This is a genomic window from Pseudomonas defluvii, assembly GCF_001695625.1.
In the GTDB taxonomy this organism is placed as follows: domain Bacteria; phylum Pseudomonadota; class Gammaproteobacteria; order Pseudomonadales; family Pseudomonadaceae; genus Aquipseudomonas; species Aquipseudomonas defluvii.
In genome coordinates, this window is the sequence record NZ_MBPN01000025.1 from 1 (window position 1) to 23,330 (window position 23,330).

The window sequence follows — 23,330 nt, forward strand, 5'->3', positions numbered from 1 at the left end:
GAAGACGGTGACAAGGCGCTAACAACGACGAAGGTACGCTAACGCCTTGATACGGCCTGCCTTCTGGCAGGCCGTAGCGTCTCTGGTCAGGCTGGCATCAGCTCGCCAGGTGGCTGGAGAACTGGCCTACCGCGCTGACCACGCGCTTGGCGCCATCCTGAATCTCGACAATCACCGTTCCGGTCTGCCCGACCAGTTCCAGGCCTTGTTCGGCCTGACGCTTGCTGCTGTCGATAATGTCCACTGCGGCTTTGGCCAGCTGTTCGTTCTGCTGCACCACCCGGGCGATTTCCTCAGTGGCGGCGCTGGTACGCGACGCCAATTGCCGTACTTCGTCGGCAACCACCGCAAAACCACGGCCTTGTTCGCCCGCGCGAGCGGCTTCAATGGCCGCGTTGAGTGCCAGCAGGTTGGTCTGCCCGGCAATGTCGCTGATGGTCTTGATGATCGAGCCGATCACCTGAGACTGCTTGTCCAATGCCTCGATACCCTCCGCTGCATCCTGCATATAGGCCTCAAGGCCACGCATGACTTCAACGGTATTGTTCACAACCTCGGCGCCCTTCTGAGCGCTGGCGTCAGTCTGCTGAGAGGTCTCGTAGGCAATGTTGGCGGCCTCGGCAACAGCTTGTTCCTGCTTGACCTGATCGGTGATTACCGTGGCGAACTTGACCACCTTGTACAGCACGTCATGCGCATCGATGATCGGGTTGTAGGACGCCTCCAGCCAGACTTCGCGCCCATGGGCATCAATGCGTTTGAAACGGTCAACGATGAACTCGCCATGGCGCAGCTTGTCCCAGAACGCCTGATATTCGGGCGAGTTGTAATCTTCCGGCGTACAGAACACCCGGTGGTGCTTGCCGCGCAGCTTCTCGAGGGTATAACCCATCGTCTGCAGAAAGCGGTCATTGGCCGTGAGCACTTCGCCGTCGAGATTGAACTCGATCACAGCCGTAGAGCGCATCAGCGCATTGATCAGGCTTTCATGCTCACGAGAGGTTTCAATGGTGCGGGTCAGGTCGCTGGAGTGCAGCGTAAAGTACTGAAGCCGCCCTGCACTGTTCTTGACTGGCTGCAAAATCGAACGCAGCCAGGCTTCCTCACCGTTGCCACGCAGCAGACGGAAAGCACCATTGAGGTGTTCACCGCGGGTGATGGCCCCCCTCATTTTCGTGTAAAAATCGAGCTGTTTGACGTGGGACGGAACGATTTCTTCGATGTTGCGGCCAACCAACTGGCTGCTGTCGTACAGCATCTCTTTCTCGAAGTTGCTGTTGACCGACTCGATACGGCCCTGTGGGTCTAGGTGCAGTACCAGCATCTCACTGTCGAGACTGCTTTTGACCTGCTCCATGGAAAGCAGGTCTTCACGCAGCTGGAGGATTTCTTTTTTCAGTTTGCTGTTGAACATTACCGCCCCTGGAGCGCAAGACCTTCAATTGAATGCATCTGCATCGGCCGATTGTTCGACATTCTTGAGCGCGCCAATGCGAAATATTTCGGTCACACAAGCCCCGAGGTCAGGCGTCACAAAGCCGTCATGCCACCGTCACGCCTGCGCAATCCACGGGCATGAAACTGTACGTCATGACAGCACATACCTTGCGCATCGCCCTGGTCAGCGAGACCTTCCCACCCGAAATCAACGGGGTCGCCAACACGCTGGGCCGCCTCAGCGAGGGGTTGCGCTCACGCGGGCATGATGTCGAACTGGTACGCCCGCGCCAGGCAAGTGACTCACCTGGCACTGGCGACGACCAGGCACTGTTGTGCCGTGGCTGGCCACTGCCCGGCTACCCCGGCTTGCAATGGGGCCAGGTATCGATGCACAAACTCCTGCGTCACTGGCGTCGGCAGCGCCCGGACGTGCTGTACATCGCGACCGAGGGCCCCCTCGGCTTGAGCGCCCTACGGGCTGCACGGCGCTTGGGGATTGCCGTAGTCAGTGGCTTTCATACCAACTTTCAGCTGTACACCGCCCCATACGGTCTGGGCCTGCTGAAGCATGCACTCACCCACTACCTGCGCTGGTTTCACAACCGCACGCACACTACCCTGGTACCGAGCATCAGCCAGCGCCAGGCACTGCAACGACGAGGTTTTGAGCGCCTGGGCCTGCTCGCCCGCGGTGTCGACAGCCACCTGTTCAACCCGGCGCGACGCAGCCAGGCGCTGCGTGAACACTGGGGGCTGGGTAACGAGGACATTGCCCTGATGTACGTCGGGCGATTGGCTGTGGAAAAGAACCTGGGCCTGTTACGCCGCAGTGTCGAGGCGCTGTGCCAGGCTTATCCACAGCGGCGCATCAGGCTGATTGTGGTCGGCGACGGCCCTCAGCGGGCTGCACTGGAACAGCAACTGCCACAGGCGGTTTTCTGTGGTGCCCAACGCGGCACGGCCTTGGCCGAACACTATGCGTCCGGGGATATTTTCCTGTTCCCCAGCCTCACGGAAACCTTCGGCAATGTCGTGCTTGAAGCACTGGCGTCAGGGCTGGGCGTCGTGGCCTATGATGAAGCCGCTGCGGCTCAGCATATCCGCCACGGGCACAGTGGCGCACTGGCCATGCCGGGTGACGAGAACGCATTCATCGACGCCGCCAGTTGGCTACTTGAAGACAGTGAGACCTTGCGCCGGGTACGCCTGAATGCTCGCCAACATGCCAGCCGCCAATGCTGGCCAGCGATTGTCGAGCAATTCGAGGCCTACTTGCGTACAGCGTGCGAACAAGCGGCCAGCGTACGCCAACCACCTGTGCCACTGACGATCAAGCCGGGCTCATCCGCACCCCACGGGTGAACGAAATCGCCCGTTAGAACGGGTTAGCCCAGCGCTTTCTCGATCGCCTGCACCACAGTCGGATCATCCGGTGCGGTACGCGGGGCAAAGCGGGCCAACACCCGACCATCCTTGCCAACCAGAAATTTTTCGAAGTTCCAGGTGATATCGCCTGGGAACTCCGCGCCTTCGCCGGCCAGCAAACGGTACAGGGGGTGTCGCTGCGGACCGTTAACGTCCAGTTTGCTGCCCAGAGGGAAATTCACCCCATAGTTAAGGCTGCAAAAGGCCTGGATCTCGCTCTCGGTGCCCGGCTCCTGCCCGGCAAACTGGTTGCACGGCAAGCCCAGCACGTTGAAACCCTTGGCTTTGTACTGCTGATAGAGGTTTTCCAGCGCAGCGTATTGCGGCGTCAACCCACACTTGGAGGCGACGTTGACCACCAGCACCACCTGGCCCTTGAAGGGCGCCAGGGGTAACTCCTGGCCATCCAGCGCTTGCAACTTCAGGTCGTGAAATACACTCATGACTAACTCCTCTATTGCCAATCCAGGCCACGGCGCCCTTTTGGCTCGCCCACTAAAAAGGCGCCCGGGCTGATCGCAGGTCCCAGTGGGTGCCTGACCGATCGTCCCGACCGCCTTCGCGACTTTCTGAGCTTAGCGCAGAAAATCAGTGGTGATGACCACCTTCGCCGTGGATGTGGCGATGTGCGATTTCTTCTTCGCTGGCGTCACGAACGTCAACCACTTTGACCTGGAAGGTCAGGCGCTGGCCAGCCAGTGGGTGGTTGCCATCGACGGTAACGTCGTCGCCGTCCAGATCACGGATGGTGACGATCTGCATTTGGCCGTCCGGCGCCGAAGCGTGGAACTGCATGCCGACTTCCAGCTCGTCGACACCTTCGAACATGCTGCGGTTCAGGGTGCTGACCAGTTCAGCCAGGTATTCGCCGTAGGCATCTTCAGGTTCGATGGCAACATTCAGTTCCTCACCGGCTTTCTTGCCTTCCAGAGCCTTCTCCAGGCCCGGGATGATGTTGCCTGCGCCATGCAGGTAGACCAGCGGAGCGCCGCCGGCGGAGCTGTCGATGACCTCACCAGCGTCGTTGGTCAGGGTATAGTCGATGGAGACAGCCTTGTTGGCGGCGATCAGCATGGGGCGAGACCTTTTGCAGAAGAATATAGAGCCATAAGTGTAACCAAGGCCTCGTCCGAAAGCGAACGTAACCCAGACAAACGGAATACCATGAGCGACAGCCGCATTCTCGGTTTTCATCAGGACGAGGACGGCCACTGGGTGGTCGAATTGTCCTGCGGCCATACTCAGCACCTGCGCCACCAGCCGCCCTGGCAATCGCGCGCGTGGGTGCTGGACGCCGACCAGCGCCAACAGCGTATCGGCCAGCCTTTTTCCTGCGGCTGGTGCGCGCAGGGTGTCGATAGCGATACCCTTGGCAATTGATTCTTTTGCACAGCTCACCTCGAGACGCTCGCATGCAGACATTTTTTATCGCGCCGACCGACTTTGGTGTCGGCCTGACCTCCATCAGCCTGGGCCTGGTCCGCACCTTGGAGCGGGCCGGCCTGAAGGTGGGCTTTTTCAAGCCGATCGCCCAGCCACACCCAGGTGATACCGGTCCAGAGCGCTCCACCGAGCTGATCGCACGCACCCACGGTTTGAAGCCGCCGAAGCCACTGAGCCTGGCCCACGTCGAGCGCATGCTGGGCGACGGCCAGCTCGATGAGCTGCTCGAAGAAATCATCACCCTCTACCAGCAAGCCTGCGAGGGCAAGGACGTGGTCGTCGTAGAAGGCATGGTGCCGACCCGCCACGCCAGCTACGCTGCGCGGGTCAACCTGCACCTGGCGAAAAGCCTGGATGCCGAGGTCATCCTGGTCTCGGCACCGGAAAGCGACGTGCTGGCCGAACTGTCCGGGCGGGTCGAGCTGCAAGCGCAGCTGTTCGGTGGGCCGAAGGACCCGAAAGTGCTTGGGGTGATCCTCAACAAGGTGCGTAGCGACGAAAGCATGCACGCTTTCGCCACACGCCTCAAAGAGCACTCGCCAGTGCTACGCAGCGGCGATTTCCGCCTGCTTGGCTGCATTCCCTACCAGGCCGACCTCAATGCACCGCGCACCCGCGATGTGGCGGAACTGCTTGGCGCCCAGGTGCTCAACGCCGGGGACTGTGAACAACGGCGGATGAACAAGATCATCCTCTGCGCCCGTACCGTCGCCAATACGGTGCCACTGCTTACACCTGGCACCCTGGTGGTAACCCCGGGCGACCGCGACGACATCATCCTCGCCGTCAGCCTGGCATCGATCAATGGTGTACCACTGGCCGGCCTGCTCCTGACCAGCGACAGCAAACCCGACCCGCGCATCCTCGAACTCTGCCGGGGAGCACTGGCGGCAGGCCTGCCGGTACTGTCGGTGAGCACGGGTTCCTACGACACGGCCAACCAACTGAACCAGCTCAACAAGGAAATTCCGGTCGACGACCGCGAGCGCGCCGAGATCATCACCGACTTCGTCGCCAGCCACCTCGACGCCAGCTGGCTGCATCAGCGCTGTGGCACCCCACGGGAGATGCGCCTGTCACCTGCGGTGTTCCGTTATCAACTGATACAACGTGCCCAGCAGGCCAACAAGCGCATCGTCCTGCCGGAAGGCGCCGAGCCCATGACCGTGCAGGCTGCGGCCATCTGCCAGACCCGCGGCATCGCCCGGTGCGTGCTGCTGGCCAAGCCGCAAGAGGTGCAGGCGGTGGCCCGCGCCCAAGGTATCGAGCTGCCAGAAGGCCTGGAAATCCTCGACCCGGACTTGATCCGCGAGCGCTATGTCGAGCCGATGGTCAACCTGCGCAAAAGCAAGAGCCTCAACGCGCCAATGGCGGAGCAGCAACTGGAAGACCCGGTGGTCATCGGCACCATGATGCTGGCGCTGGACGAAGTCGACGGGCTGGTCTCGGGCCTGGTGCACTCCACCGCCAACACCATCCGCCCGGCCTTGCAACTGATCAAGACCGCGCCGGGCTGCACCCTGGTCTCGTCGGTATTCTTCATGCTCTTCCCCGAGCAGGTGCTGGTGTACGGCGACTGCGTGATGAACCCGCACCCCAGCGCCAGCGAACTGGCCGAAATCGCCCTGCAGAGCGCCGACTCGGCCGAAGCCTTCGGCATCACGCCACGGGTGGCAATGATCAGTTACTCCAGTGGCGACTCAGCCAGTGGCGAAGAGGTGGAGAAAGTACGCGAAGCCACCCTGCTCGCCCAGGAAAGCCAACGCAACCTGCAGATTGACGGCCCATTGCAATACGACACGGCGGCCAACGAAAACACCGCCCGCGAACTGGCGCCAAACAGCCCGGTAGCAGGTCGCGCCACCGTGTTCGTCTTCCCAGACCTCAACACCGGCAACACCACCCACAAAGCCGTGCAGCGCAGTGCCGACTGCGTCAGCCTCGGGCCAATGCTGCAAGGCCTGCGTAAACCGGTCAACGACCTGCCCCGCGGTGCCCAGGTCGACGACATCGTCTACACCATTGCCCTGACTGCGATTCAGGCCAACCGCTCTCTGGATAGTTGAACCATGCTCGCTTTTCTGCCCGCGCCTGTGCGCGGGATCATTGCCTCGTTGCTGCTGGGGCTGAACACCCTTGTGTGCTGTACCCCGCTGTTCATCGTCAGCCTGTTCAAGCTGTGCTTGCCGTTTCCGGCGGCACAGAAGCTGACCGACGAACTGATGCGCCACATCCACGAAGCCTGGATCAGCAACAACAAGGGCTGGATGAACCTGATCAGGCATACCCACTGGCAGGTGGAGGGCCTTCAAGGGCTCGACTACCAGCACAGTTATCTGGTCACCAGTAACCACCAGAGCTGGGTGGACATCCTGGTGCTGCAGTACGTGCTGAACCGGCGTATTCGGCCGCTGAAGTTCTTCCTCAAGCACGCCCTGATCTGGGTACCGGTGATCGGGCTGGCCTGGTGGGCACTGGGCTTTCCGTTCATGAAACGCTACTCCAAGGCCTACCTGGCCAAACACCCGGAGAAGCAAGGCAAGGACCTGGAAACCACCCGCCGCACCTGCGCAAAGTTTCGTGGCACGCCAACCGCCATCTTCAACTTTGCCGAAGGTACCCGCTTCACCCAGGCAAAACATGCCGAACAGCAGTCACCGTTCCCGCACCTGCTCAAGCCCAAGGCTGGCGGCATCGCCTTCGTGCTGGATGCGATGGGTGAACAACTGCAATCGATCATCAACGTGACCCTCTACTACCCAGACGGTGCGCCGGGTTTCTGGGACCTGCTGTGCGGGCGGATGACACGGGTAGCGGTGCATATTCAGGAACTGGCCATTCCCGAGGAGTTCCTCGGCAAAAGCTATGACCAGGATGACGCGTACCGGCTGGCGTTCCAGCAATGGATCAACCGGCTATGGGAAGAGAAGGATCAGCATTTGGCGCAGTTACACCGTCAACGCTGATACCCGCAAGGCGGGTTACTACATACCGTAGCAATCCGCCTTGCTGGCCACAGGCCGACGGTTACTGGTACTGCTGACCAGGAATCGGCTTCAGGTTGACCTCTACACGACGGTTTTGTGCACGGCCATTGGCATCGGCGTTGCTCGCAACCGGCTGATCCGGGCCAGCACCGCGTACCGACAGACGCGAACTGTCAACGCCCTGGGATGTCAGGTAAGTGCTGACAGCCTGCGCACGGCGCTGCGACAGGTCCATGTTGTGCTGGCGGCTGCCGGTGCTGTCGGTGTAGCCAACGATTTCAATGGTGTTCTGGTTGAACTGCTTGAACGAGTTGGCCAGGTTGTTCAGCGGCGAATAGAAGCTTGGGGCGATATCCGACGAGTCGGTGCCGAAGGTAATGTTGCCCGGCATGATCAGCTTGATCTGATCGCCCTGGCGCTGCACTTCCACGCCGGTGTTGGCCATGCTTTCACGCAGTGCCGCTTCCTGCTTGTCGGCGTAGTAACCGTAACCGGCCGCCGCTGCACCCACAGCTGCCGCACCGATCAGTGCGCCCTTGCCACGGTTGTCGTGGTTGATTGCAGCACCCGCGATTGCGCCGGCCAGCGCGCCAAGGCCGCCGTACTTGGCAGTTTTGCTCATTCCAGTGCTTTGCTGTGCCTGCCCTTGGTTATCGTAAGGGCTTGGGGTGGCACAACCGGACAGCATGGCAACTGCGGTAGCGACAATAATCAGACGACGCGAGGTGAACATGGAAAAGCTCCTACAGGGATTCTAAAGCACATCGAAAATTGGCAGACCTATACGGGCCTTGGAACGCGACAAACGCAAATAATTCCCTGGCTCAGGCCCGAACAAATGGATTTTCACGCATTTCATCACCCAAACGGGTGTCTGGTCCATGCCCGGTTATAACGGTAGCGTCCTCATCCAGCCGGTACAGGCGCTCTTTGATCGAACGGACAATGGTCGGCTGATCGCCGCCCCACAAATCGGTACGGCCAATACCACGACGAAACAGCGTGTCGCCAGCGATCAGCAACTTGGCATCGGCGAACCAGAAACTCATCGAACCCGGGGTATGCCCCGGCGTGTGCAAGGCAACCCCACAACCGCACGCCAATTCTTCGTCATCGGCCAGCCAGCGATCCGGCGACGGTACCGGCGTGTAGGGTACGCCGAACATCCGGCACTGCATTTCCAGGTTATCCCAGAGGAACTGGTCTTCCTTGTGCAAGTGCAGCGTAGCACCGGTCTTTTCCTTCAACAGGCCGGAGGCCAGGAAATGGTCCAGGTGCGCATGGGTATGGATGATACTGACCAGCTTCAAACCGTGAGCATCAAGGCGCGCGATAATCTGCTCATGGTTGCCGCCCGGGTCGACGACGATGGCCTTCTTGGTAATCGGGTCGCCGATCAGGGTGCAGTTGCACTGCAAAGGGCCGACGGGGAAGGTTTCGCGGATCAGCGCGGGGCTGGCGGTTTGCATGAGGTGATCCTGCCAAAAGGAGATGGCATATTTTGGCACAGCCGGCTGAACCCGCCGATATCACTTTCGTGAAAACTGGCCGGTAGTCGGTTCAAAACCCCAGCGCCAGCGTCTGCCTGCCTTCCAGTGCCAACAGGAACTGCTTGGCCGCCAACCCACCGGCATAGCCGGTCAAACTGCCCGAGGCGCCAATCACCCGGTGGCAAGGGACAATGACCGAAATCGGATTCTTGCCGTTGGCTGCCCCTACGGCGCGCACCGCTTTCGGGCAGCCAATCTGCCGGGCGATGTCACTGTAGCTACGGGTTTCGCCAAACGGGATCGTCAACAGCGCTTGCCAGACCTTGCATTGAAACTCAGTACCGACAAAGTCGAGGTCCAACTCAAAGCGCTTTCGTGTACCGGCGAAGTACTCACCGAGCTGCCGCTCGGTGGCCAGCAACACCGGGTTTTCAAGCGCCTCACGCACGGCACTCAAGAGAACCCGATTGGGCTTCTCGTTTTCCCAGAGCACTGCGGCGAGCCCGGAGGCGCTTGCAATCAGGGTCAATTGGCCGACAGGTGAACCCATCATCTTGAATACGTAGGACATGCCCTGAATTCCATAAATCATCGTGAGGTCAGCAGCGCATCCCCATCTGAAGGCTCCAGATGAAATTCGCGTTTTTTTGACGCCAAATTAACCAACTCGCCTGTATCAACGCTACAGATTCTGATAAAAAGCGCGATACCGTAGCGGCCACCCAAGGAAAGGCCGCCGTTCGCCCAGGAAGCTAAAATGCCCAGTCCACTCGGTTACTCCTCTGTCTGGTACGCCTCTCTCAGCAACAACGTCCAGCTCAACAGCCTTTTGTTTGGTACTGCCTGGGGCAACGGCGCGAGTACGACGAACCTGACGTACAGTTTCATCAATCCATACGTCTCGCTTTTCGCCCGCAGCTACACGTACGACAACGAGTACCAGGCAAGCTATGCCCTGACCGCGCCGCAACAGGCCGCTGTCTCCAGCGCCCTGAACAACTGGTCTGCGGTGGCCAACATCAAGTTTACCCAGGTCAAGGAAACTGCGAGCAACGTCGGCGACCTGCGTTTTGGCGGTTACGCCTACATGAGTGACGACACCGCGGCCTGGGCCTACTTTCCTGACAGAGCGCCCAGTGCTGGCGATGTCTGGATCGGGCCAGCAACCAACAACAAGGCGCCGGTCAAGGGCACCTATGACTACATGACCTTTGTGCATGAGATTGGCCATGCACTTGGCCTGAAACACCCCTTCAGCACCAGTGCCTACAACTACACCGTACTGGCGCCAGAGCTCGACGATGTCCACTACACCCTGATGAGCTACAACAACGCCTATTCCTTTGAGCCCACCTCGCCCATGTTGCTGGACATCCTGGCGATCCAGAAGCTCTATGGCGCAAATACCCAATGGCAAACCGGTAACAACACCTACCAGTGGGGCGCCGACCAATCAGTCTTCGAAACCCTCTGGGATGCCGGCGGCATCGATACCCTTGACGCGAGCAACCAGAAAGCCTCGGTGCTGCTCAATCTGAATGAAGGCCAGTTCAGCAACATCGGCAAGGCCTTCTATGACCCGAGCGGAGCTGCCATCAACAACGGGCTGGCTATCGCCTATGGCGCAAAAATCGAAAACGCCACGGGGTCGGCCTTTGGCGACACCCTGATTGGCAACGCCCTGAACAACGTGCTGGATGGTCGTGGCGGCAGCGACACAATGATCGGCGGTTCGGGAAACGACACCTATATTGTCGACAACGTCGGCGATATCGTCAGTGAAACCAGCACCCTGAGCAGTGAGATCGACACCGTTCTCTCCTCAGTCAGTTACGCCCTGAGCGCCAACATTGAAGTGCTGACGCTCACCGGTAAAGCCAGCAGCAACGGCACTGGCAACGCACTCAATAACCGCATCACCGGTAACGCCGGAGCGAACGTGCTGGACGGCGGTGCCGGGGTCGACACCTTGATCGGTGGCACCGGCAACGACACCTACGTGGTCGACAACAGCGCCGACATCATCATTGAAACCAGCACCTTGGCCAGCGAGATCGACACCGTTCGTGCCTCAGTGAGCTGGACCCTGGGCGCCAACCTGGAAAACCTTACCCTGACGGGCAGCGGTAACCTCAACGGCACCGGCAACACCCGCAACAACGTGCTGACCGGTAACAGTGCCAACAACACCCTGAACGGTGGCGCAGGCAATGACCAACTCAATGGCGGGGCGGGCAATGACCTACTCGAGGGTGGCCTGGGTGCCGATACCCTCAGTGGCGGCCTTGGCAATGACATCTATGTGATCGACAACATCGCCGACAAGGTCATCGAGGCCAGCAACGAAGGCCGCGACCTGGTCCGCAGCAGCATCAGCTACACCCTGGCCGCCAACGTCGAAGACGGCCTGCTGGTGGGCAGCGGCGCGCTCAAGCTGGTGGGCAACGCGCTGAACAACACCCTGACCGGCAACGGTGGCGCCAACGTGCTGGACGGCGCTGGCGGTGCCGATGTCCTCGACGGAGGCGCTGGCAACGACACCTACTACATCGATAATCTCGCGGACACCGTCATCGAACGAGGCGCCTCGCCAACCGAGATCGACAATGTCTTTTCAACAGTGAGCTGGACCCTGGGCGCCAACCTGGAGAACCTGACCCTCACCGGCCTGGCTGCGATCAACGGCACCGGCAACGCACTCAACAACCGCATCACCGGCAATGCCGGAGCAAACATCCTGGACGGCGGTGCCGGGATCGACACCCTGACCGGTGGCACCGGCAACGATACCTACGTGGTCGACAACCTGCGCGATGTCATCATCGAAAAAAGCACCTCTGCCAGTGAAATCGACACGGTTCGCACTTCAGTTAACTGGACCCTGGGCGCCAACCTGGAAAACCTCGTGCTCACCGGCAGCAGTAACCTCAGCGGGACCGGCAACACGCGCAACAACGTGCTGACCGGCAACGCAGGCGACAACCTGCTAAACGGCGGTGCGGGTGCCGATACCCTCAGCGGCGGCCTCGGCAATGACATCTATGTGGTCGACAACATCGCTGACACAGTCATTGAGGCCAGCGGCCAAGGCCGCGACCTGGTGCGCAGCAGCGTCAGCTACACCCTTGCCGCCAACGTTGAAGACGGCGCGCTGCTGGGTAGTGGCGCACTCAAGCTGACCGGCAACACACTGAACAACACCCTGACGGGCAACAGCGGCGCCAACCTGCTCAACGGCGCTGGCGGTACCGATACCCTCGACGGCGGTGCAGGTAACGACACCTATTACGTCGACAGCACCGACGACCTCATCATTGAACGAGGAACATCGCTCAAGGAAATCGACAGCGTCTTCTCTTCGGTCAATTGGACCTTGGGCGCCAACCTGGAAAACCTGACGCTCACCGGCAGTGCCAACCTGAACGGCGCCGGCAATACCCTCAACAACCGCATCACCGGCAACGCAGGTGACAACCTGCTGGACGGTGGCGCAGGTATCGACACCCTGATCGGTGGTACCGGCAACGACACTTATGTGGTCGACAACCTGCGCGACACCCTCGTTGAAACCAGCACCCTGCCCCGCGAGATCGATACCGTGCGCGCTTCGGTCAACTGGACCCTGGGTGCCAACCTGGAGAACCTGACCCTTACCGGCAGTGCCAACCTAAACGGCACCGGCAACGGACTCAACAACGTGTTGATCGGCAACAGCGCCAACAACACCCTGAACGGTGGTGCAGGCAATGACCAACTCAATGGCGGGGCGGGCAACGACCTGCTGATCGGCAGCCTCGGCACCGACACACTCACTGGCGGCAGCGGCGCCGACCGGTTCGTTTTCAACCTGCTGAACGAGTTGGGCAAAGGCAACGCACGCGACGTCATCACCGACTTCAACAGCAGCGAAGGCGACAAGATCGACCTGTCGAAGCTCGACGCCAACGTCCTCGCCAAAGGCATCAACACCTTCAGCTTCATTGGTGCCGATGCATTCAGCGCCGCCGGGCAAGTGCGCTTTGTCGATCACATCCTCTACGGCAACGTCAACGCCACCCCGGACGCTGACTTCGAGATTCACCTGGTGGGCGTCAACAGCTTCAGTGCGCAGGATATGATTGGCTGATACCGGCACACGCTACTGCGGGCGCATGTTCAGGGCGCCCGCAGTGCATCCCGCCCCCAACCTGTGGCAAACAAGGTACATTGACACCAAATCGCCATCAGCAATGCCGGCATGGAGCGACCAGGCTGGCGAGACAGGGAACCGGGTAAATGGACAAAAAGTCCCTCTCCGAACGTGACATCTGTACCAAATTCATCACCCCCGCCATTGAGCAGGCGGGATGGGACATCAAAAAGCAGGTACGCGAAGAGGTCAGCTTTACCAAGGGCCGCATCATCGTTCGCGGCAAGCTGCACAGCCGAGGAGAGTCCCGGCGGGCCGACTTCATCCTCTACCATCAAGCCAACTTGCCCATTGCAGTCATCGAAGCGAAGGACAACAAGCACGCTATCGGCTCTGGCATGCAGCAAGCATTGGGGTATGCCGAGGCGCTGGATGTGCCGTTCGTGTTCTCGAGCAATGGCGACGGCTTCCTGTTCCATGACCGCAGCCGCACCGGCCAGCAGATTGAAACCGAACTCACCCTTGAACAATTTCCTAGCCCTGCCGAGCTGTGGCAGCGCTACTGCCAGTGGAAAGGCCTGGTAGGCGATGCGCCAGCAAAAGTCCAAGCGCCTTACTACGACGACGGCTCTGGCCGAATGCCCCGCTACTACCAAACCAACGCCATCAACCGCACCGTCGAGGCCGTCGCACGCGGGCAAGACCGCATTCTCTTGGTCATGGCCACCGGTACGGGTAAAACCTACACCGCCTTCCAGATCATCTGGCGCCTGTGGAAGTCCAAACAGAAGAAACGCATTCTGTTCCTGGCTGACCGCAACATTTTGGTCGACCAAACCAAGAGCAACGACTTCAAACCGTTTGGCCCGGCCATGACCAAGATCGCCAGGCGCCAGATCGACACCTCCTACGAGATCTACCTGTCGCTCTATCAGGCCGTCACCGGCGCCGAAGAAGAGATGAACGTTTACAAGCAGTTCTCCCGTGACTTCTTCGACCTGATCGTGATCGACGAATGTCACCGTGGCAGCGCCGCCGAAGATGCCGCCTGGCGGGAAATTCTCGACTACTTCTCCAAGGCTACCCATATCGGCCTTACCGCTACGCCGAAGGAAACCAAAGAGGTGTCAAACATCACCTACTTCGGCGAACCGGTGTACAGCTATACCCTCAAGCAAGGCATCGAAGACGGCTTCCTCGCGCCCTACAAAGTGGTGCGCATCGACTTTGACAAAGACCTGCAAGGCTGGCGCCCCCCCAAGGGCATGCTCGACAAGAATGGCGAGCTGATCGAAGACCGTATTTACAACCTCAAGGATATGGACCGCACCCTGGTCATCGAGGCCCGCACCCAACTGGTCGCGCAGAAGGTTTCCGCGTTTCTCAAGGCCACCGATCCGTTCCAGAAAACCATCGTCTTCTGCGACGACATCAACCACGCCGAGCGCATGCGTCAGGCCCTGGTCAACCTCAACCCCGAGCGCGTGGCCGAGAACCGCAAATACGTCATGCGCATCACCGGTGATGACCAGGAAGGCAAAGCCGAGCTGGATAACTTCATCAACCCTGAAGCGCGCTACCCGGTCATCGCCACCACCAGCAAATTGATGACCACTGGCGTTGATGCCCAGACCTGCAAACTGATCGTGCTCGACCAGCACATCAGGTCGATGACCGAGTTCAAACAGATCATTGGCCGTGGCACCCGTATCAACGAAGAGTTCGACAAGTACTGGTTCACCATCATGGACTTCAAGAAAGCCACCGAACTGTTCGCAGACCCCGCATTTGATGGCGACCCCGTGGTCATCTACGTACCGGGTGACAATGAATCCCCCGTTCCGCCCGATGAACCGCTGGATGATCAAGGTGAGCACGACGACCCCACCACTACCGGTAGCGGCGATGACGTGTTTGGCCCTTTCGACGACGATGAAGGTGGCACAAAACGTGTCAAATACGTGGTCGATAACATTCCGGTGTATGTGCTTGCCGAGCGTGTTCAATACTACGGCCCGGACGGCAAGCTGATCACCGAATCGCTGCACGACTACACCCGCACCTGCGTGCAAAAACAGTTTGCCTCGCTGGATGACTTCCTGCGCCGCTGGAGTGACGCCGAGCAGAAAAAGGTCATCATCGAGGAAATGGCCGCCCAAGGCGTGATGTGGGAGGCCTTGGCCGAAGAAGTGGAAAAGAAACAGGGCAAGCAACTCGACCCCTTCGACCTGATCTGCCACGTGGCCTTCGACCAACCGGCCCTGTCGCGCAAAGAGCGCGCCGAACAGGTAAAAAAGCGCAACTACTTCGGCAAGTACCAGGGCGCAGCGCGCCAGGTACTGGAAGCGTTGCTCGACAAGTATGCCGACACCGGCATCGAACACATCGAGGATGTGAAAATCCTGTGCAACGCCCCCTTCAGCAACCTGGGCACGCCGATGGAGCTTATCAACGTGTTCGGTAACCGAACGGGTTACGAGAAAGCCGTTCACGAACTGGAAGAAGCGCTCTACGCCAGTTAAGGTAACGCCCCGCGTTTTGGCGTAGGCCGCCCTGCGTGCCTACGCCCTCCCCCTGTTTTGCAGCACACCAGCGAGATTTACATGTCGATCAGCAGCACCATCAAATCCATCCAGGACATCATGCGCAAAGACGTTGGCGTCGACGGCGATGCGCAACGTATTGGCCAACTGGTCTGGCTGCTGTTCCTGAAAATCTTCGACGACCGCGAACTGGAATGGGAGCTGATGGACGACAACTACCGCTCGCCCATCCCCACAAGCTGCCGCTGGCGCACCTGGGCCGCCGACCCGGAAGGCATGACCGGCGACACGTTGAAAGACTTCATCGACAACAACCTGTTCCCGCAACTGCAGAACCTGCAGGAGTACAGCACCACACCCTCGGCGTTCGTGGTGCTTAGCGTATTTGAAGATGCCTACAACTACATGAAGTCCGGCCAGTTGCTGCGCCAGGTGATCAACAAGATCCAGGAAGGCGTGGACTTCAACAAGGCCCAAGAGCGCCATGAGTTCGGCAACCTCTACGAGCAACTGCTGCGTGACCTGCAGAACGCCGGTAACGCCGGCGAGTTCTACACCCCGCGCCCGGTCACCGAATTCATGGTGCGCATGGTCGACCCCAAGCTGGATGAAAAGGTCATGGACCCGGCCTGCGGTACCGGCGGCTTCCTCACCTGTGCCATTGAGCACAAACGCAGCCGCTATGTAAAAACCGCCGAAGACGAACGCACCCTGCAAGCCAGCATCTTCGGCGTGGAGAAAAAGCCGCTGCCGCACCTGCTGGCCACCACCAACATGATCCTGCACGGCATCGAAGTGCCCAGCCAGATCCGACACGACAACACCCTGAGCAAGCCGCTGATCAGTTGGGGCCCAAGCGAGCGCGTGCATTGCATCGTCGCCAACCCGCCGTTCGGCGGCATGGAAGAAGACGGCATCGAAACCAACTTCCCCACCGCCTTCCGCACCCGCGAAACTGCCGACCTGTTCCTGGTGCTGATCATGCAGTTGCTTAAAGACGGTGGCCGCGCCGCCGTGGTGCTGCCCGATGGCTTCCTGTTCGGCGAAGGCATCAAGAGCCGCATCAAGGAAAAGCTGCTCACCGAGTGCAACCTGCACACCATCGTTCGCCTGCCCAATGGCGTGTTCAACCCCTACACCAGCATCAAGACCAACCTGTTGTTCTTCACCAAAGGCACACCGACCAAGCACGTGTGGTTCTACGAACACCAGTACCCGGCAGGCGTGAAGAACTACTCCAAAACCCGCCCCATGCGCCTCGAAGAATTCGCCGTGGAAGAAGCCTGGTGGGGCAATGAAGCCGATGGTTTTGCCGCTCGGGTAGAAAACGAATTTGCCTGGAAAGTCAGCGTCGACGAACTGCAAGCGCGCAACTGGAACCTGGACTGCAAAAACCCGCATGTCGGCGAGCAAATCAGCCACGACCCGGACGAACTGCTGCGTAACTACGCCCAGCTACAAGGCGAAATCAGCGACCTGCGCGACCAACTCAAAGCCGTACTGACCGAAGCCCTGGAGCGCCAGGTATGACCGCGCTGCTGACCGACAATCTGCCCCTGCTGGCCGGTGCGCCGAATGGCATCAAGAAGCTGCGTGAGTTGATTCTGGAATTGGCCGTGCGCGGCAAGTTGGTACCGCAAGATCCCAGTGATGAGCCGGCCGGTGAGTTGCTTAAGCGGATTGCTGAGGAAAAGGCGCGGTTGGTGGCTGAGGGGAAGATTAAGAAGCAGAAGCCATTGGCGGAGATTGCGAAAGAGGAAACACCTTTTGTCATACCCACTCATTGGGAGTGGGTACGGCTTGATTCACTGCTTAAGAAAATTGGGGCTGGTAGCACTCCATTAGGTGGGAAACAGGCTTACGTAGCTGACGGGGTCAAATTTCTTCGATCTCAGAACGTTTGGAATGAAGGACTTCGCCTTAATGACGTTGCTTTCATACCTGAAGCAACACACCAAAAAATGTCGGGAACACATGTTGAAGCAGGTGACCTGCTTTTCAATATCACAGGTGCGTCCATTGGGCGCTGCGCCACAGTTCCTTCTGACTTTGATACGGGTAACGTTAGTCAGCACGTAACTATTATTCGGCCAGTTTCAAGCGACTCTCAGCCGTTCCTTCATGTGGTGCTGGTCTCGCAACTGGTCCAGCAGACCGTAATGGATGTGCAGGTCGGCGTTTCGCGTGAAGGTCTCAGCATTGGGAAACTGGCCCAGTTTCTAATACCTTTCCCGCCGCTCGCAGAACAACGCCGCATCGTCGCCAAAGTCGATGAGCTGATGGCCCTGTGCGACAGCCTGGAAGCCCAGCAGGCCGATGCCGAAAGCGCCCACGCCCAACTGGTACAAGCACTGCTCGACAGCCTGACCCAAGCCAGCGACGCCAACGACTTCGCCGCCAGTTGGCAACGCTTGGCCGAACACTTCCAAACCCTGTTCACTACCGAACCCAGCATCGACGCCCTCAAACAAACCCTGCTGCAACTGGCCGTGATGGGGAAACTGGTGCCGCAAGACCCGAGTGATGAGCCGGCCAGTGATCTGCTTAAGCGCATCATGAGCGAGAAGAGTCAGTTGGTTGCTGAAGGGCAGACCAAGAAGCAAACGCTACTTGCAGAGAGTGAGGAAGAGAAAAAGCCGTTTGCGGTTCCGAAAGCATGGAAATGGTGCCGTGTAAGTGATCTTATTTCCATAAAGCATGGTTATGCTTTTTCGAGCTCATATTTTTGCGAGTCAGTCTCACCATACGTCCTGACCACACCAGGTAATTTTTTTGAGGTGGGTGGATTTCGGGATCGAGGTGATCGTACAAAATACTACTGCGGCCCGGTTGATCAAGAGTTTGTTCTTAATCCCGGCGATCTTATTGTTGCAATGACTGAGCAGGCTGCGGGGCTTCTTGGAAGTGCAGCTCTTGTTCCGAATGACGGAAAGAGCTATTTACATAATCAACGCTTGGGGAAGCTTCTTTTTGATAGTGAAATTGTTTCTTCTGGATATATTTTCCACTACTTCAATGGGGCATATCTCAGATCGTGCGTTGCTGATAGCTCGACTGGAATGAAAGTTAAGCATACATCCCCAGGAAAAATCGGAGCCGTCTTTTTCCCCCTCCCTCCACTTGTCGAACAACACCGCATCGTCGCCAAAGTCGACCAACTAATGGCTCTCTGTGACCAACTGAAAACCTGCCTAACCCAGGCAAGCCAGATCAATGAGCAGTTGGCTAGCACCCTTGTTGAACAGGCGGTGACGTAATAGACGATACCTTCAACATTCAGTGCGACGAGTACTGCCACTTGGCGAGTAATGGTTAAATCCAAGAGGCATAGCGAGGAAAATTAAGCAGCTCGCGCCCTCCGTAGTAGGACATGGCCGTTACTCAAGGCATATACGGCAATGGTCGGGCAGGAAAACTGTCAGGTCAGGGGATTGCTGGAGCTGGAAACAAAAACCCCCGCGTAAGCTCACTAGGAACCAAGAGGCGGGGGCCGTGTTGGGGCTAATGTATGCGCCACACGCAAAATGGGCAAGTTTCAGGTAACCCATCACTGCTCAACCCACCTTGTCCCCCTCCCCCAACCCCGCTAACATCACCCAGTCGCTGCCAATTCAGCGACCGGGACTGCAAGCCCGGCAAGCAAAAGGCGCATTCCGCCACCACCCGAGTTATCGGCGCTTTCTCGTGCCGTTGATTCTGCTTTGTGGTGGCTGCGTGTGGGAGACCTTCGGGTCTGCCGGGTTCCTTTTGCCCCGGTCTTGCAGACCCGCACGCAGCCGCCTCCCTATCAACTGCAAGTGATGTTGGGCGGCTCCACAGCAAAAGGAGATCCACTATGACAAAAATTGTCCCCGATCCCCCGCCAGCCGGCTCACCCCTGACAACCACCACAACCACCTTTGGCTCCTGCGAAGGCAGCCATGCCCCGCTGTTCCGAGTGTGCGCCGGCGTTGAGGCCGAACATGCGCTGGTGCATTTGTCGGTCCTGCTTCGCAGCGCGGATGCCGCCAACAACCAAGCCTGCGATCTGGTCGATGCACAAACCCGTCACTTGCTCTGGGCAACCCGCAATGCGCTGGATATGTCTAAAGGGCTGGTTGAAGCGTTGCTGCTGAGCATTGAAAGCAGCACTTGAGCAGATGACTTGCCAGTGGTGGCGCACCTACCGTGGGAGCACACCTTGGTGGCGATGGAACCCGCAGGGTTCCCAACGTATGCAGCTCATCCAATAGCCGGTGTAGAAGACCCAAAGTGCCAATATTCCAGCATTAAGCCATGCTACATGCTGGAGTATTAGCACAATGGCAACGATACAGCGCACTTACGGCAGGTAGAGCCTGAACACGCCGCCGCCCAACGGCCCGCCGTTGCCGATTTCAATGCGCCCCTGCAGCCCGTCGCGTTCATGCAGCGCAGCAATGCGGGCCGCGAAGTAGAGGCCCAGGCCGGTGCTGCCGCTGCTGGGGTTGATGCCCTGCACGTAGTCGCTCTGGCGTTCGAGCATCTGCAGAGGATAACCTGGGCCGTCATCGTTGACGCTAAGTACTAGTTGGTCGTCTTCTTCGCTGACGGTTATCAGCAAGGCGTGGCCGGCGTAACGGATGGCGTTGTTGAGGATGTTGGACACCACCGACCCAATCAGCTCACGGTCAAAGAAGCCCAGCGGGTTGACGGTGTCGATCCGGTAGCTGGCCAGCAGGTCGCGATGGCTCAGTACGTCCTGGTGCGCCGCCAGTTGCGCTTCGATGAAGTCGTCCAGCTCATGGTAGCCAGGGCACATCGGCAACTGGTTGACGCCCAGTTTGTACAGGCCCAGCAGTTGCACCAGCATGCCGTTGAGGTGGGCGAATTCGTGTTCCATGACGCCCAGCTCACTGCCGCCACGTTGCGTGTCAGGCAAACGGGCCAGCCATTGGCTGTGGGTCTGCATGAGCATCGCCAGGGAGTTTTTCATGTCGTGTACGGTGGAGGCGATCACCGTGGAGAAGTCGAGCCCCTGCTTGTTTTCGCTCATCCACCAAATGCCCGTATATGCAGTTTGCGATAGCGCTCGTAGCGCGCGTCACTTTCAGGAATACCGGCCACCCGGCTGAGGCAGGCGCGGCACTCTTCCAGTACGGCTGCGGTTGGCGTATCACCGGCCAGGCGCAGCAGTGCCTGGGTAGTGTTCAGGGCGATGCTGATGTTCTTCGGCTGCAACACCAGTGCTCGACGGAACAGGTCCAGGGCGCCACCCAGGTTGCCGGCCTGGTAGCTGCGCACGCCTTGGCGGTTAAGGTCGACGGCTTCGTTGCCCCCACCCAGAATCGCCGGGTCATCGGTCAGGGTTGCGATGTTTTTCATCACCGCCGGGTCGTCGCCATACACCTCAACGCAGTTCTTCAAGATGCCGTTACTGGCCGCTTCCTGCCCGAGTTGTTGCAGTTGGGTCGCCACCAGCAAGGCTGCTTCGGCAGAGAAGAACTGGTCCATGCCCTCGATGCGAGCCATGGCCTGCTCGGTGAGCTTGGCGGCGGTCTCGGGGTCGCCAGCCTTGATCAGGCTGGTGGCTTTCATCAGGCGGGCGCGCACTTGCAGGCCCTGGTCGTCGGTGTACTCCTTGGCCACTTCGCTCAAGGCCGAGTTGATCTCTACCCGCGTGCGCGCATCCATGCCGCCGCCACCGTTCTTGCTGATCAAGGCCTGGGCCAGGCCCAGGTTGCTTTCAGGGTCTTTGAAACGCGAATGCTGGCCCTGGCTGACCGCCTGACGGTAGGCGCGTGAAGCGCTGTCGAAGTCTTCGTTGCCCAGCGCCAGCTTGCCCAACAGCATCTGCCGACGCACTGCCAGTGGCGAAAGGCGCACCGCCTCTTCAAGCACGCTTTGAGCGCGCTTGGTTTCGCCGGTGGCCGTCAGTACGTCGGCCAGGCCGTCGTACAGGCCAGGCATCAGCGGGAAGGCCTTCAAGGCTTGCTCATAGATGCCCTGGGCCTGGCCAATCTGGCCACGTTTGAACAGTAATGCGCCAAGGGCGGCATAAGCCCAGGGCGTGGCACGGCTGCTGAGGATGGCCTTGAGGAATCGCTCAAGGTCTTCATAGCGGTTCAGGTCACGCAGGGCGTTGGCTCGGTAGCGCAGGCACAACGGCGCAAAACGCTGGTCCTGGCGGCAGAGGTTCTCGCACGCGGCCAGGACCTCGGCGGGTTTGCCACGGTCGAGCGCCTGCAGAATCGGCTTGAGCAAGGTTTTGCGCTGTACCAGCTTTTCCAGCCGCTGGGCCAGCCCGATCCGGTTGAACGGTTTGGTCAGATAGGCATCAGGCTCATGTTCCAGAGCACTGAGCACCACTGCCTGGCTGCTCTCAGCCGTGACCATGATGAACACGCACTCATGGCTAATGAGCTTGTCGACCATCAGGTCTTCGAGGGTTTGCTGGCCGTTTTTCTTGCCATCGCCCAAGTGAAAGTCATGCAGGATGAAGTCATAGCGTTTCTGCGCACACATGCGCAGCGCCTGCTCGCCGCAGTCAGCAGTATCGACGTCACGCACGCCCAGCTCGCGCAGCATGGAGCGGACAGAGCTGCGGAAGTCGGAGAAGTCATCGACAATGAGAAAACTTTTTTGGCTGTAAACCAACATCCAAGGAACCTGTCATGGGGTAGTAAGGAGATACACGCAAGCAACGATTACAACGACAGGCTCATCCCTTTAGCCCGCTATGGCGCACAGCTGATAACCAACGGTTGGGCTATCACGCACTGCAACACCACCCTGTCACACACCCAATTGGCTCCCCAGACGATATTGATTGTTCCCCGAGCGCTTGGCGTCATACATCGCCAGGTCTGCGGTGTGGATCAGGTTATCCATACTCGTGGCGTGGTCGGGAAATACCGCCACACCCAGGCTGGTGCCGATCACACACGTTTCACTGGCAATCTCCATCGGCATTGAAAGTGCCCGGATAATCATTTCGCAAAGCACATGGATTTCTTGTTGTATGTTCAGGTCGGACGACAAACCTTCGAGCACCAGCACGAACTCATCGCCCCCGATACGTGCCACTGTATCGGCCGTACGCACCAAATTCTTGAGGCGCTTGGCCGTGGTAATCAGCACCTGATCGCCGGCAGCGTGACCGTAGCTGTCGTTGATCGCCTTGAAGCCATTGAGGTCGAGAAAAATCAGCGCCACTCGGGTGCGCTGGATGCGTGCCTGCTCAAGTGCCGCCGACAGCCGCTGCTCAAGAACCAGGCGGTTGGCCAGGCCAGTCAGCGCATCCTGATGGGCCATGCTGTGCAGTTGGTTGGCCCAGGCTTTTTCTTCGGTGATGTCGCGTACCACCCCCATCATCTTGATGGCCTTGCCGTGGGCGTCCTTGATCACATTGCCGGTCTCGCGCAGCCAACGCACCGTACCATCGGGCCAGATCACCCGGTACTCCTCGTCATGGTTTTCGCCGGTTTCAATGCAGCGCAACTCGCCCGCCCTGACCTGCTGACGGTCGTCCGGGTGGACACTGTTGCAGAAGTGTTCATAACTGGGGGTGATCTCGCCCACCTGATAGCCGAACATGCCGTAGATGGCTTCAGACCAGTACAACTGCTCGGTGTCGACATCCCAGTCCCAGGTGCCAATGCGGGCAAAGTACTGGCTGCGTTTGAAACGCTCGATGTCGTCAGGGAGGATGGCGCTCGCTTGGGCACATTGGCTGCAAACGCCCGGCGGTGAGCCCGCCAGTTGCGCTTGAAGCTCAGCCAGGCGAGCACTCAGGTCGCGCTCGCGGTGCAGCGCACGGCGCCACACTATCAGCAGCACCACGATGCCAAGGCACATCCAGAGAAGTAGCACGTTCAGGACTGCCGTCATGACAGCGGGGCACTCGATAATAAAT

The 23,330-nt window shown here is 59.2% G+C and carries 17 protein-coding genes and 1 pseudogene; 9 read left to right on the forward strand and 9 right to left on the reverse strand.

Annotated elements, in window-relative coordinates:
• Window positions 1–97: 97 nt before the first annotated feature.
• Entirely contained in the window at window positions 98–1,414 is a 1,317-nt protein-coding gene (locus EKA13_RS09320; protein WP_065759113.1) for a methyl-accepting chemotaxis protein, read from the reverse strand.
• A gap of 176 nt (window positions 1,415–1,590) precedes the next feature.
• Between EKA13_RS09320 and EKA13_RS09325 the strand changes: the two genes are divergently transcribed.
• Window positions 1,591–2,802: a glycosyltransferase family 4 protein gene (locus EKA13_RS09325; protein ID WP_065759114.1), complete on the forward strand. Its 1,212-nt coding sequence runs from the start codon at window positions 1,591–1,593 to the stop codon at window positions 2,800–2,802.
• A 23-nt stretch (window positions 2,803–2,825) separates the two neighbouring features.
• Here the strand turns inward: EKA13_RS09325 and EKA13_RS09330 are convergent, their stop codons facing one another.
• On the reverse strand, window positions 2,826–3,308 hold the full coding sequence (locus EKA13_RS09330; protein ID WP_065759115.1) for a glutathione peroxidase: 483 nt from the start codon (window positions 3,306–3,308) through the stop codon (window positions 2,826–2,828).
• Window positions 3,309–3,453: 145 nt separating this feature from the next.
• Window positions 3,454–3,939 (reverse strand): FKBP-type peptidyl-prolyl cis-trans isomerase, encoded by a 486-nt coding sequence (locus tag EKA13_RS09335; protein WP_065759116.1) that lies wholly within the window; start codon window positions 3,937–3,939, stop codon window positions 3,454–3,456.
• On the opposite strand from EKA13_RS09335, the pseudogene EKA13_RS09340 reads away from it, so the two are divergent.
• The 3 genes and pseudogenes from EKA13_RS09340 to EKA13_RS09350 all read left to right on the forward strand — a co-directional run bounded on the left by EKA13_RS09340 (window position 3,908) and on the right by EKA13_RS09350 (window position 7,274).
• A pseudogene (locus EKA13_RS09340) lies at window positions 3,908–4,245 on the forward strand (DUF3565 domain-containing protein). The gene EKA13_RS09335 and the pseudogene EKA13_RS09340 overlap by 32 nt on opposite strands.
• Window positions 4,246–4,277: 32 nt before the next feature.
• Window positions 4,278–6,374, forward strand: a complete 2,097-nt coding sequence (gene pta / locus EKA13_RS09345; RefSeq protein WP_065759117.1) for a phosphate acetyltransferase — start codon at window positions 4,278–4,280, stop codon at window positions 6,372–6,374.
• Window positions 6,375–6,377: 3 nt separating this feature from the next.
• A complete protein-coding gene (locus tag EKA13_RS09350; RefSeq protein ID WP_065759118.1) occupies window positions 6,378–7,274 on the forward strand; it encodes an acyltransferase in 897 nt (298 codons plus the stop codon).
• A gap of 61 nt (window positions 7,275–7,335) precedes the next feature.
• On the opposite strand, the gene EKA13_RS09355 is transcribed toward EKA13_RS09350, so the two are convergent.
• From EKA13_RS09355 to EKA13_RS09365, 3 genes are all read right to left on the reverse strand, one after another.
• Window positions 7,336–8,028 carry a YiaD family glycine zipper/OmpA-like lipoprotein gene (locus EKA13_RS09355; RefSeq protein WP_065759119.1) on the reverse strand — a complete coding sequence of 231 codons (693 nt, stop codon included), beginning with the start codon at window positions 8,026–8,028 and terminating at the stop codon, window positions 7,336–7,338.
• A 91-nt stretch (window positions 8,029–8,119) separates the two neighbouring features.
• Window positions 8,120–8,764, reverse strand: coding sequence for an MBL fold metallo-hydrolase (locus tag EKA13_RS09360; protein ID WP_065759120.1), 645 nt, complete (start codon window positions 8,762–8,764; stop codon window positions 8,120–8,122).
• Window positions 8,765–8,855: 91 nt separating this feature from the next.
• Window positions 8,856–9,356, reverse strand: coding sequence for a methylated-DNA--[protein]-cysteine S-methyltransferase (locus EKA13_RS09365; protein WP_065759121.1), 501 nt, complete (start codon window positions 9,354–9,356; stop codon window positions 8,856–8,858).
• A gap of 186 nt (window positions 9,357–9,542) precedes the next feature.
• Here EKA13_RS09365 and EKA13_RS28605 point away from each other — a divergent pair, with 186 nt between their 5' ends.
• The 5 genes from EKA13_RS28605 to EKA13_RS09390 all read left to right on the forward strand — a co-directional run bounded on the left by EKA13_RS28605 (window position 9,543) and on the right by EKA13_RS09390 (window position 19,592).
• Entirely contained in the window at window positions 9,543–12,911 is a 3,369-nt protein-coding gene (locus tag EKA13_RS28605; protein ID WP_065759122.1) for a M10 family metallopeptidase, read from the forward strand.
• Window positions 12,912–13,060: 149 nt separating this feature from the next.
• Complete coding sequence (hsdR, locus tag EKA13_RS09375; RefSeq protein WP_065759123.1) at window positions 13,061–15,436, forward strand: EcoAI/FtnUII family type I restriction enzme subunit R; 2,376 nt, start codon at window positions 13,061–13,063, stop codon at window positions 15,434–15,436.
• 81 nt (window positions 15,437–15,517) lie between these two features.
• Window positions 15,518–16,987, forward strand: a complete 1,470-nt coding sequence (locus EKA13_RS09380) for a type I restriction-modification system subunit M (protein WP_065759124.1) — start codon at window positions 15,518–15,520, stop codon at window positions 16,985–16,987.
• Window positions 16,984–18,714, forward strand: coding sequence for a restriction endonuclease subunit S (locus EKA13_RS09385; RefSeq protein ID WP_065759125.1), 1,731 nt, complete (start codon window positions 16,984–16,986; stop codon window positions 18,712–18,714). The genes EKA13_RS09380 and EKA13_RS09385 overlap by 4 nt, the downstream gene beginning before the upstream one ends.
• Before the next feature lie 578 nt (window positions 18,715–19,292).
• Window positions 19,293–19,592: a DUF6124 family protein gene (locus EKA13_RS09390; protein WP_065759126.1), complete on the forward strand. Its 300-nt coding sequence runs from the start codon at window positions 19,293–19,295 to the stop codon at window positions 19,590–19,592.
• Window positions 19,593–19,778: 186 nt separating this feature from the next.
• Here EKA13_RS09390 and EKA13_RS09395 read toward each other — a convergent pair whose 3' ends face one another.
• The 3 genes from EKA13_RS09395 to EKA13_RS09405 all read right to left on the reverse strand — a co-directional run bounded on the left by EKA13_RS09395 (window position 19,779) and on the right by EKA13_RS09405 (window position 23,287).
• Entirely contained in the window at window positions 19,779–20,471 is a 693-nt protein-coding gene (locus EKA13_RS09395; RefSeq protein WP_065759127.1) for a sensor histidine kinase, read from the reverse strand.
• The gene (locus EKA13_RS09400) at window positions 20,468–22,075 is read right to left on the reverse strand and encodes a tetratricopeptide repeat-containing response regulator (protein ID WP_065759128.1); all 1,608 of its coding nucleotides are present in this window, start codon (window positions 22,073–22,075) and stop codon (window positions 20,468–20,470) included. The genes EKA13_RS09395 and EKA13_RS09400 overlap by 4 nt, the downstream gene beginning before the upstream one ends.
• Before the next feature lie 135 nt (window positions 22,076–22,210).
• On the reverse strand, window positions 22,211–23,287 hold the full coding sequence (locus EKA13_RS09405; RefSeq protein WP_065759155.1) for a sensor domain-containing diguanylate cyclase: 1,077 nt from the start codon (window positions 23,285–23,287) through the stop codon (window positions 22,211–22,213).
• Window positions 23,288–23,330: the final 43 nt, after the last annotated feature.

Excerpts from the sequence above, each read along its gene's own strand:
- EKA13_RS09320 (WP_065759113.1), bottom strand. The coding sequence starts at position 1,414 with ATGTTCAACAGCAAACTGAAAAAAGAAATCCTCCAGCTGCGTGAAGAC.
- EKA13_RS09325 (WP_065759114.1), top strand. The coding sequence starts at position 1,591 with ATGACAGCACATACCTTGCGCATCGCCCTGGTCAGCGAGACCTTCCCA.
- EKA13_RS09330 (WP_065759115.1), bottom strand. The coding sequence starts at position 3,308 with ATGAGTGTATTTCACGACCTGAAGTTGCAAGCGCTGGATGGCCAGGAG.
- EKA13_RS09335 (WP_065759116.1), bottom strand. The coding sequence starts at position 3,939 with ATGCTGATCGCCGCCAACAAGGCTGTCTCCATCGACTATACCCTGACC.
- pta (WP_065759117.1), top strand. The coding sequence starts at position 4,278 with ATGCAGACATTTTTTATCGCGCCGACCGACTTTGGTGTCGGCCTGACC.
- EKA13_RS09350 (WP_065759118.1), top strand. The coding sequence starts at position 6,378 with ATGCTCGCTTTTCTGCCCGCGCCTGTGCGCGGGATCATTGCCTCGTTG.
- EKA13_RS09355 (WP_065759119.1), bottom strand. The coding sequence starts at position 8,028 with ATGTTCACCTCGCGTCGTCTGATTATTGTCGCTACCGCAGTTGCCATG.
- EKA13_RS09360 (WP_065759120.1), bottom strand. The coding sequence starts at position 8,764 with ATGCAAACCGCCAGCCCCGCGCTGATCCGCGAAACCTTCCCCGTCGGC.
- EKA13_RS09365 (WP_065759121.1), bottom strand. The coding sequence starts at position 9,356 with ATGTCCTACGTATTCAAGATGATGGGTTCACCTGTCGGCCAATTGACC.
- EKA13_RS28605 (WP_065759122.1), top strand. The coding sequence starts at position 9,543 with ATGCCCAGTCCACTCGGTTACTCCTCTGTCTGGTACGCCTCTCTCAGC.
- hsdR (WP_065759123.1), top strand. The coding sequence starts at position 13,061 with ATGGACAAAAAGTCCCTCTCCGAACGTGACATCTGTACCAAATTCATC.
- EKA13_RS09380 (WP_065759124.1), top strand. The coding sequence starts at position 15,518 with ATGTCGATCAGCAGCACCATCAAATCCATCCAGGACATCATGCGCAAA.
- EKA13_RS09385 (WP_065759125.1), top strand. The coding sequence starts at position 16,984 with ATGACCGCGCTGCTGACCGACAATCTGCCCCTGCTGGCCGGTGCGCCG.
- EKA13_RS09390 (WP_065759126.1), top strand. The coding sequence starts at position 19,293 with ATGACAAAAATTGTCCCCGATCCCCCGCCAGCCGGCTCACCCCTGACA.
- EKA13_RS09395 (WP_065759127.1), bottom strand. The coding sequence starts at position 20,471 with ATGAGCGAAAACAAGCAGGGGCTCGACTTCTCCACGGTGATCGCCTCC.
- EKA13_RS09400 (WP_065759128.1), bottom strand. The coding sequence starts at position 22,075 with ATGTTGGTTTACAGCCAAAAAAGTTTTCTCATTGTCGATGACTTCTCC.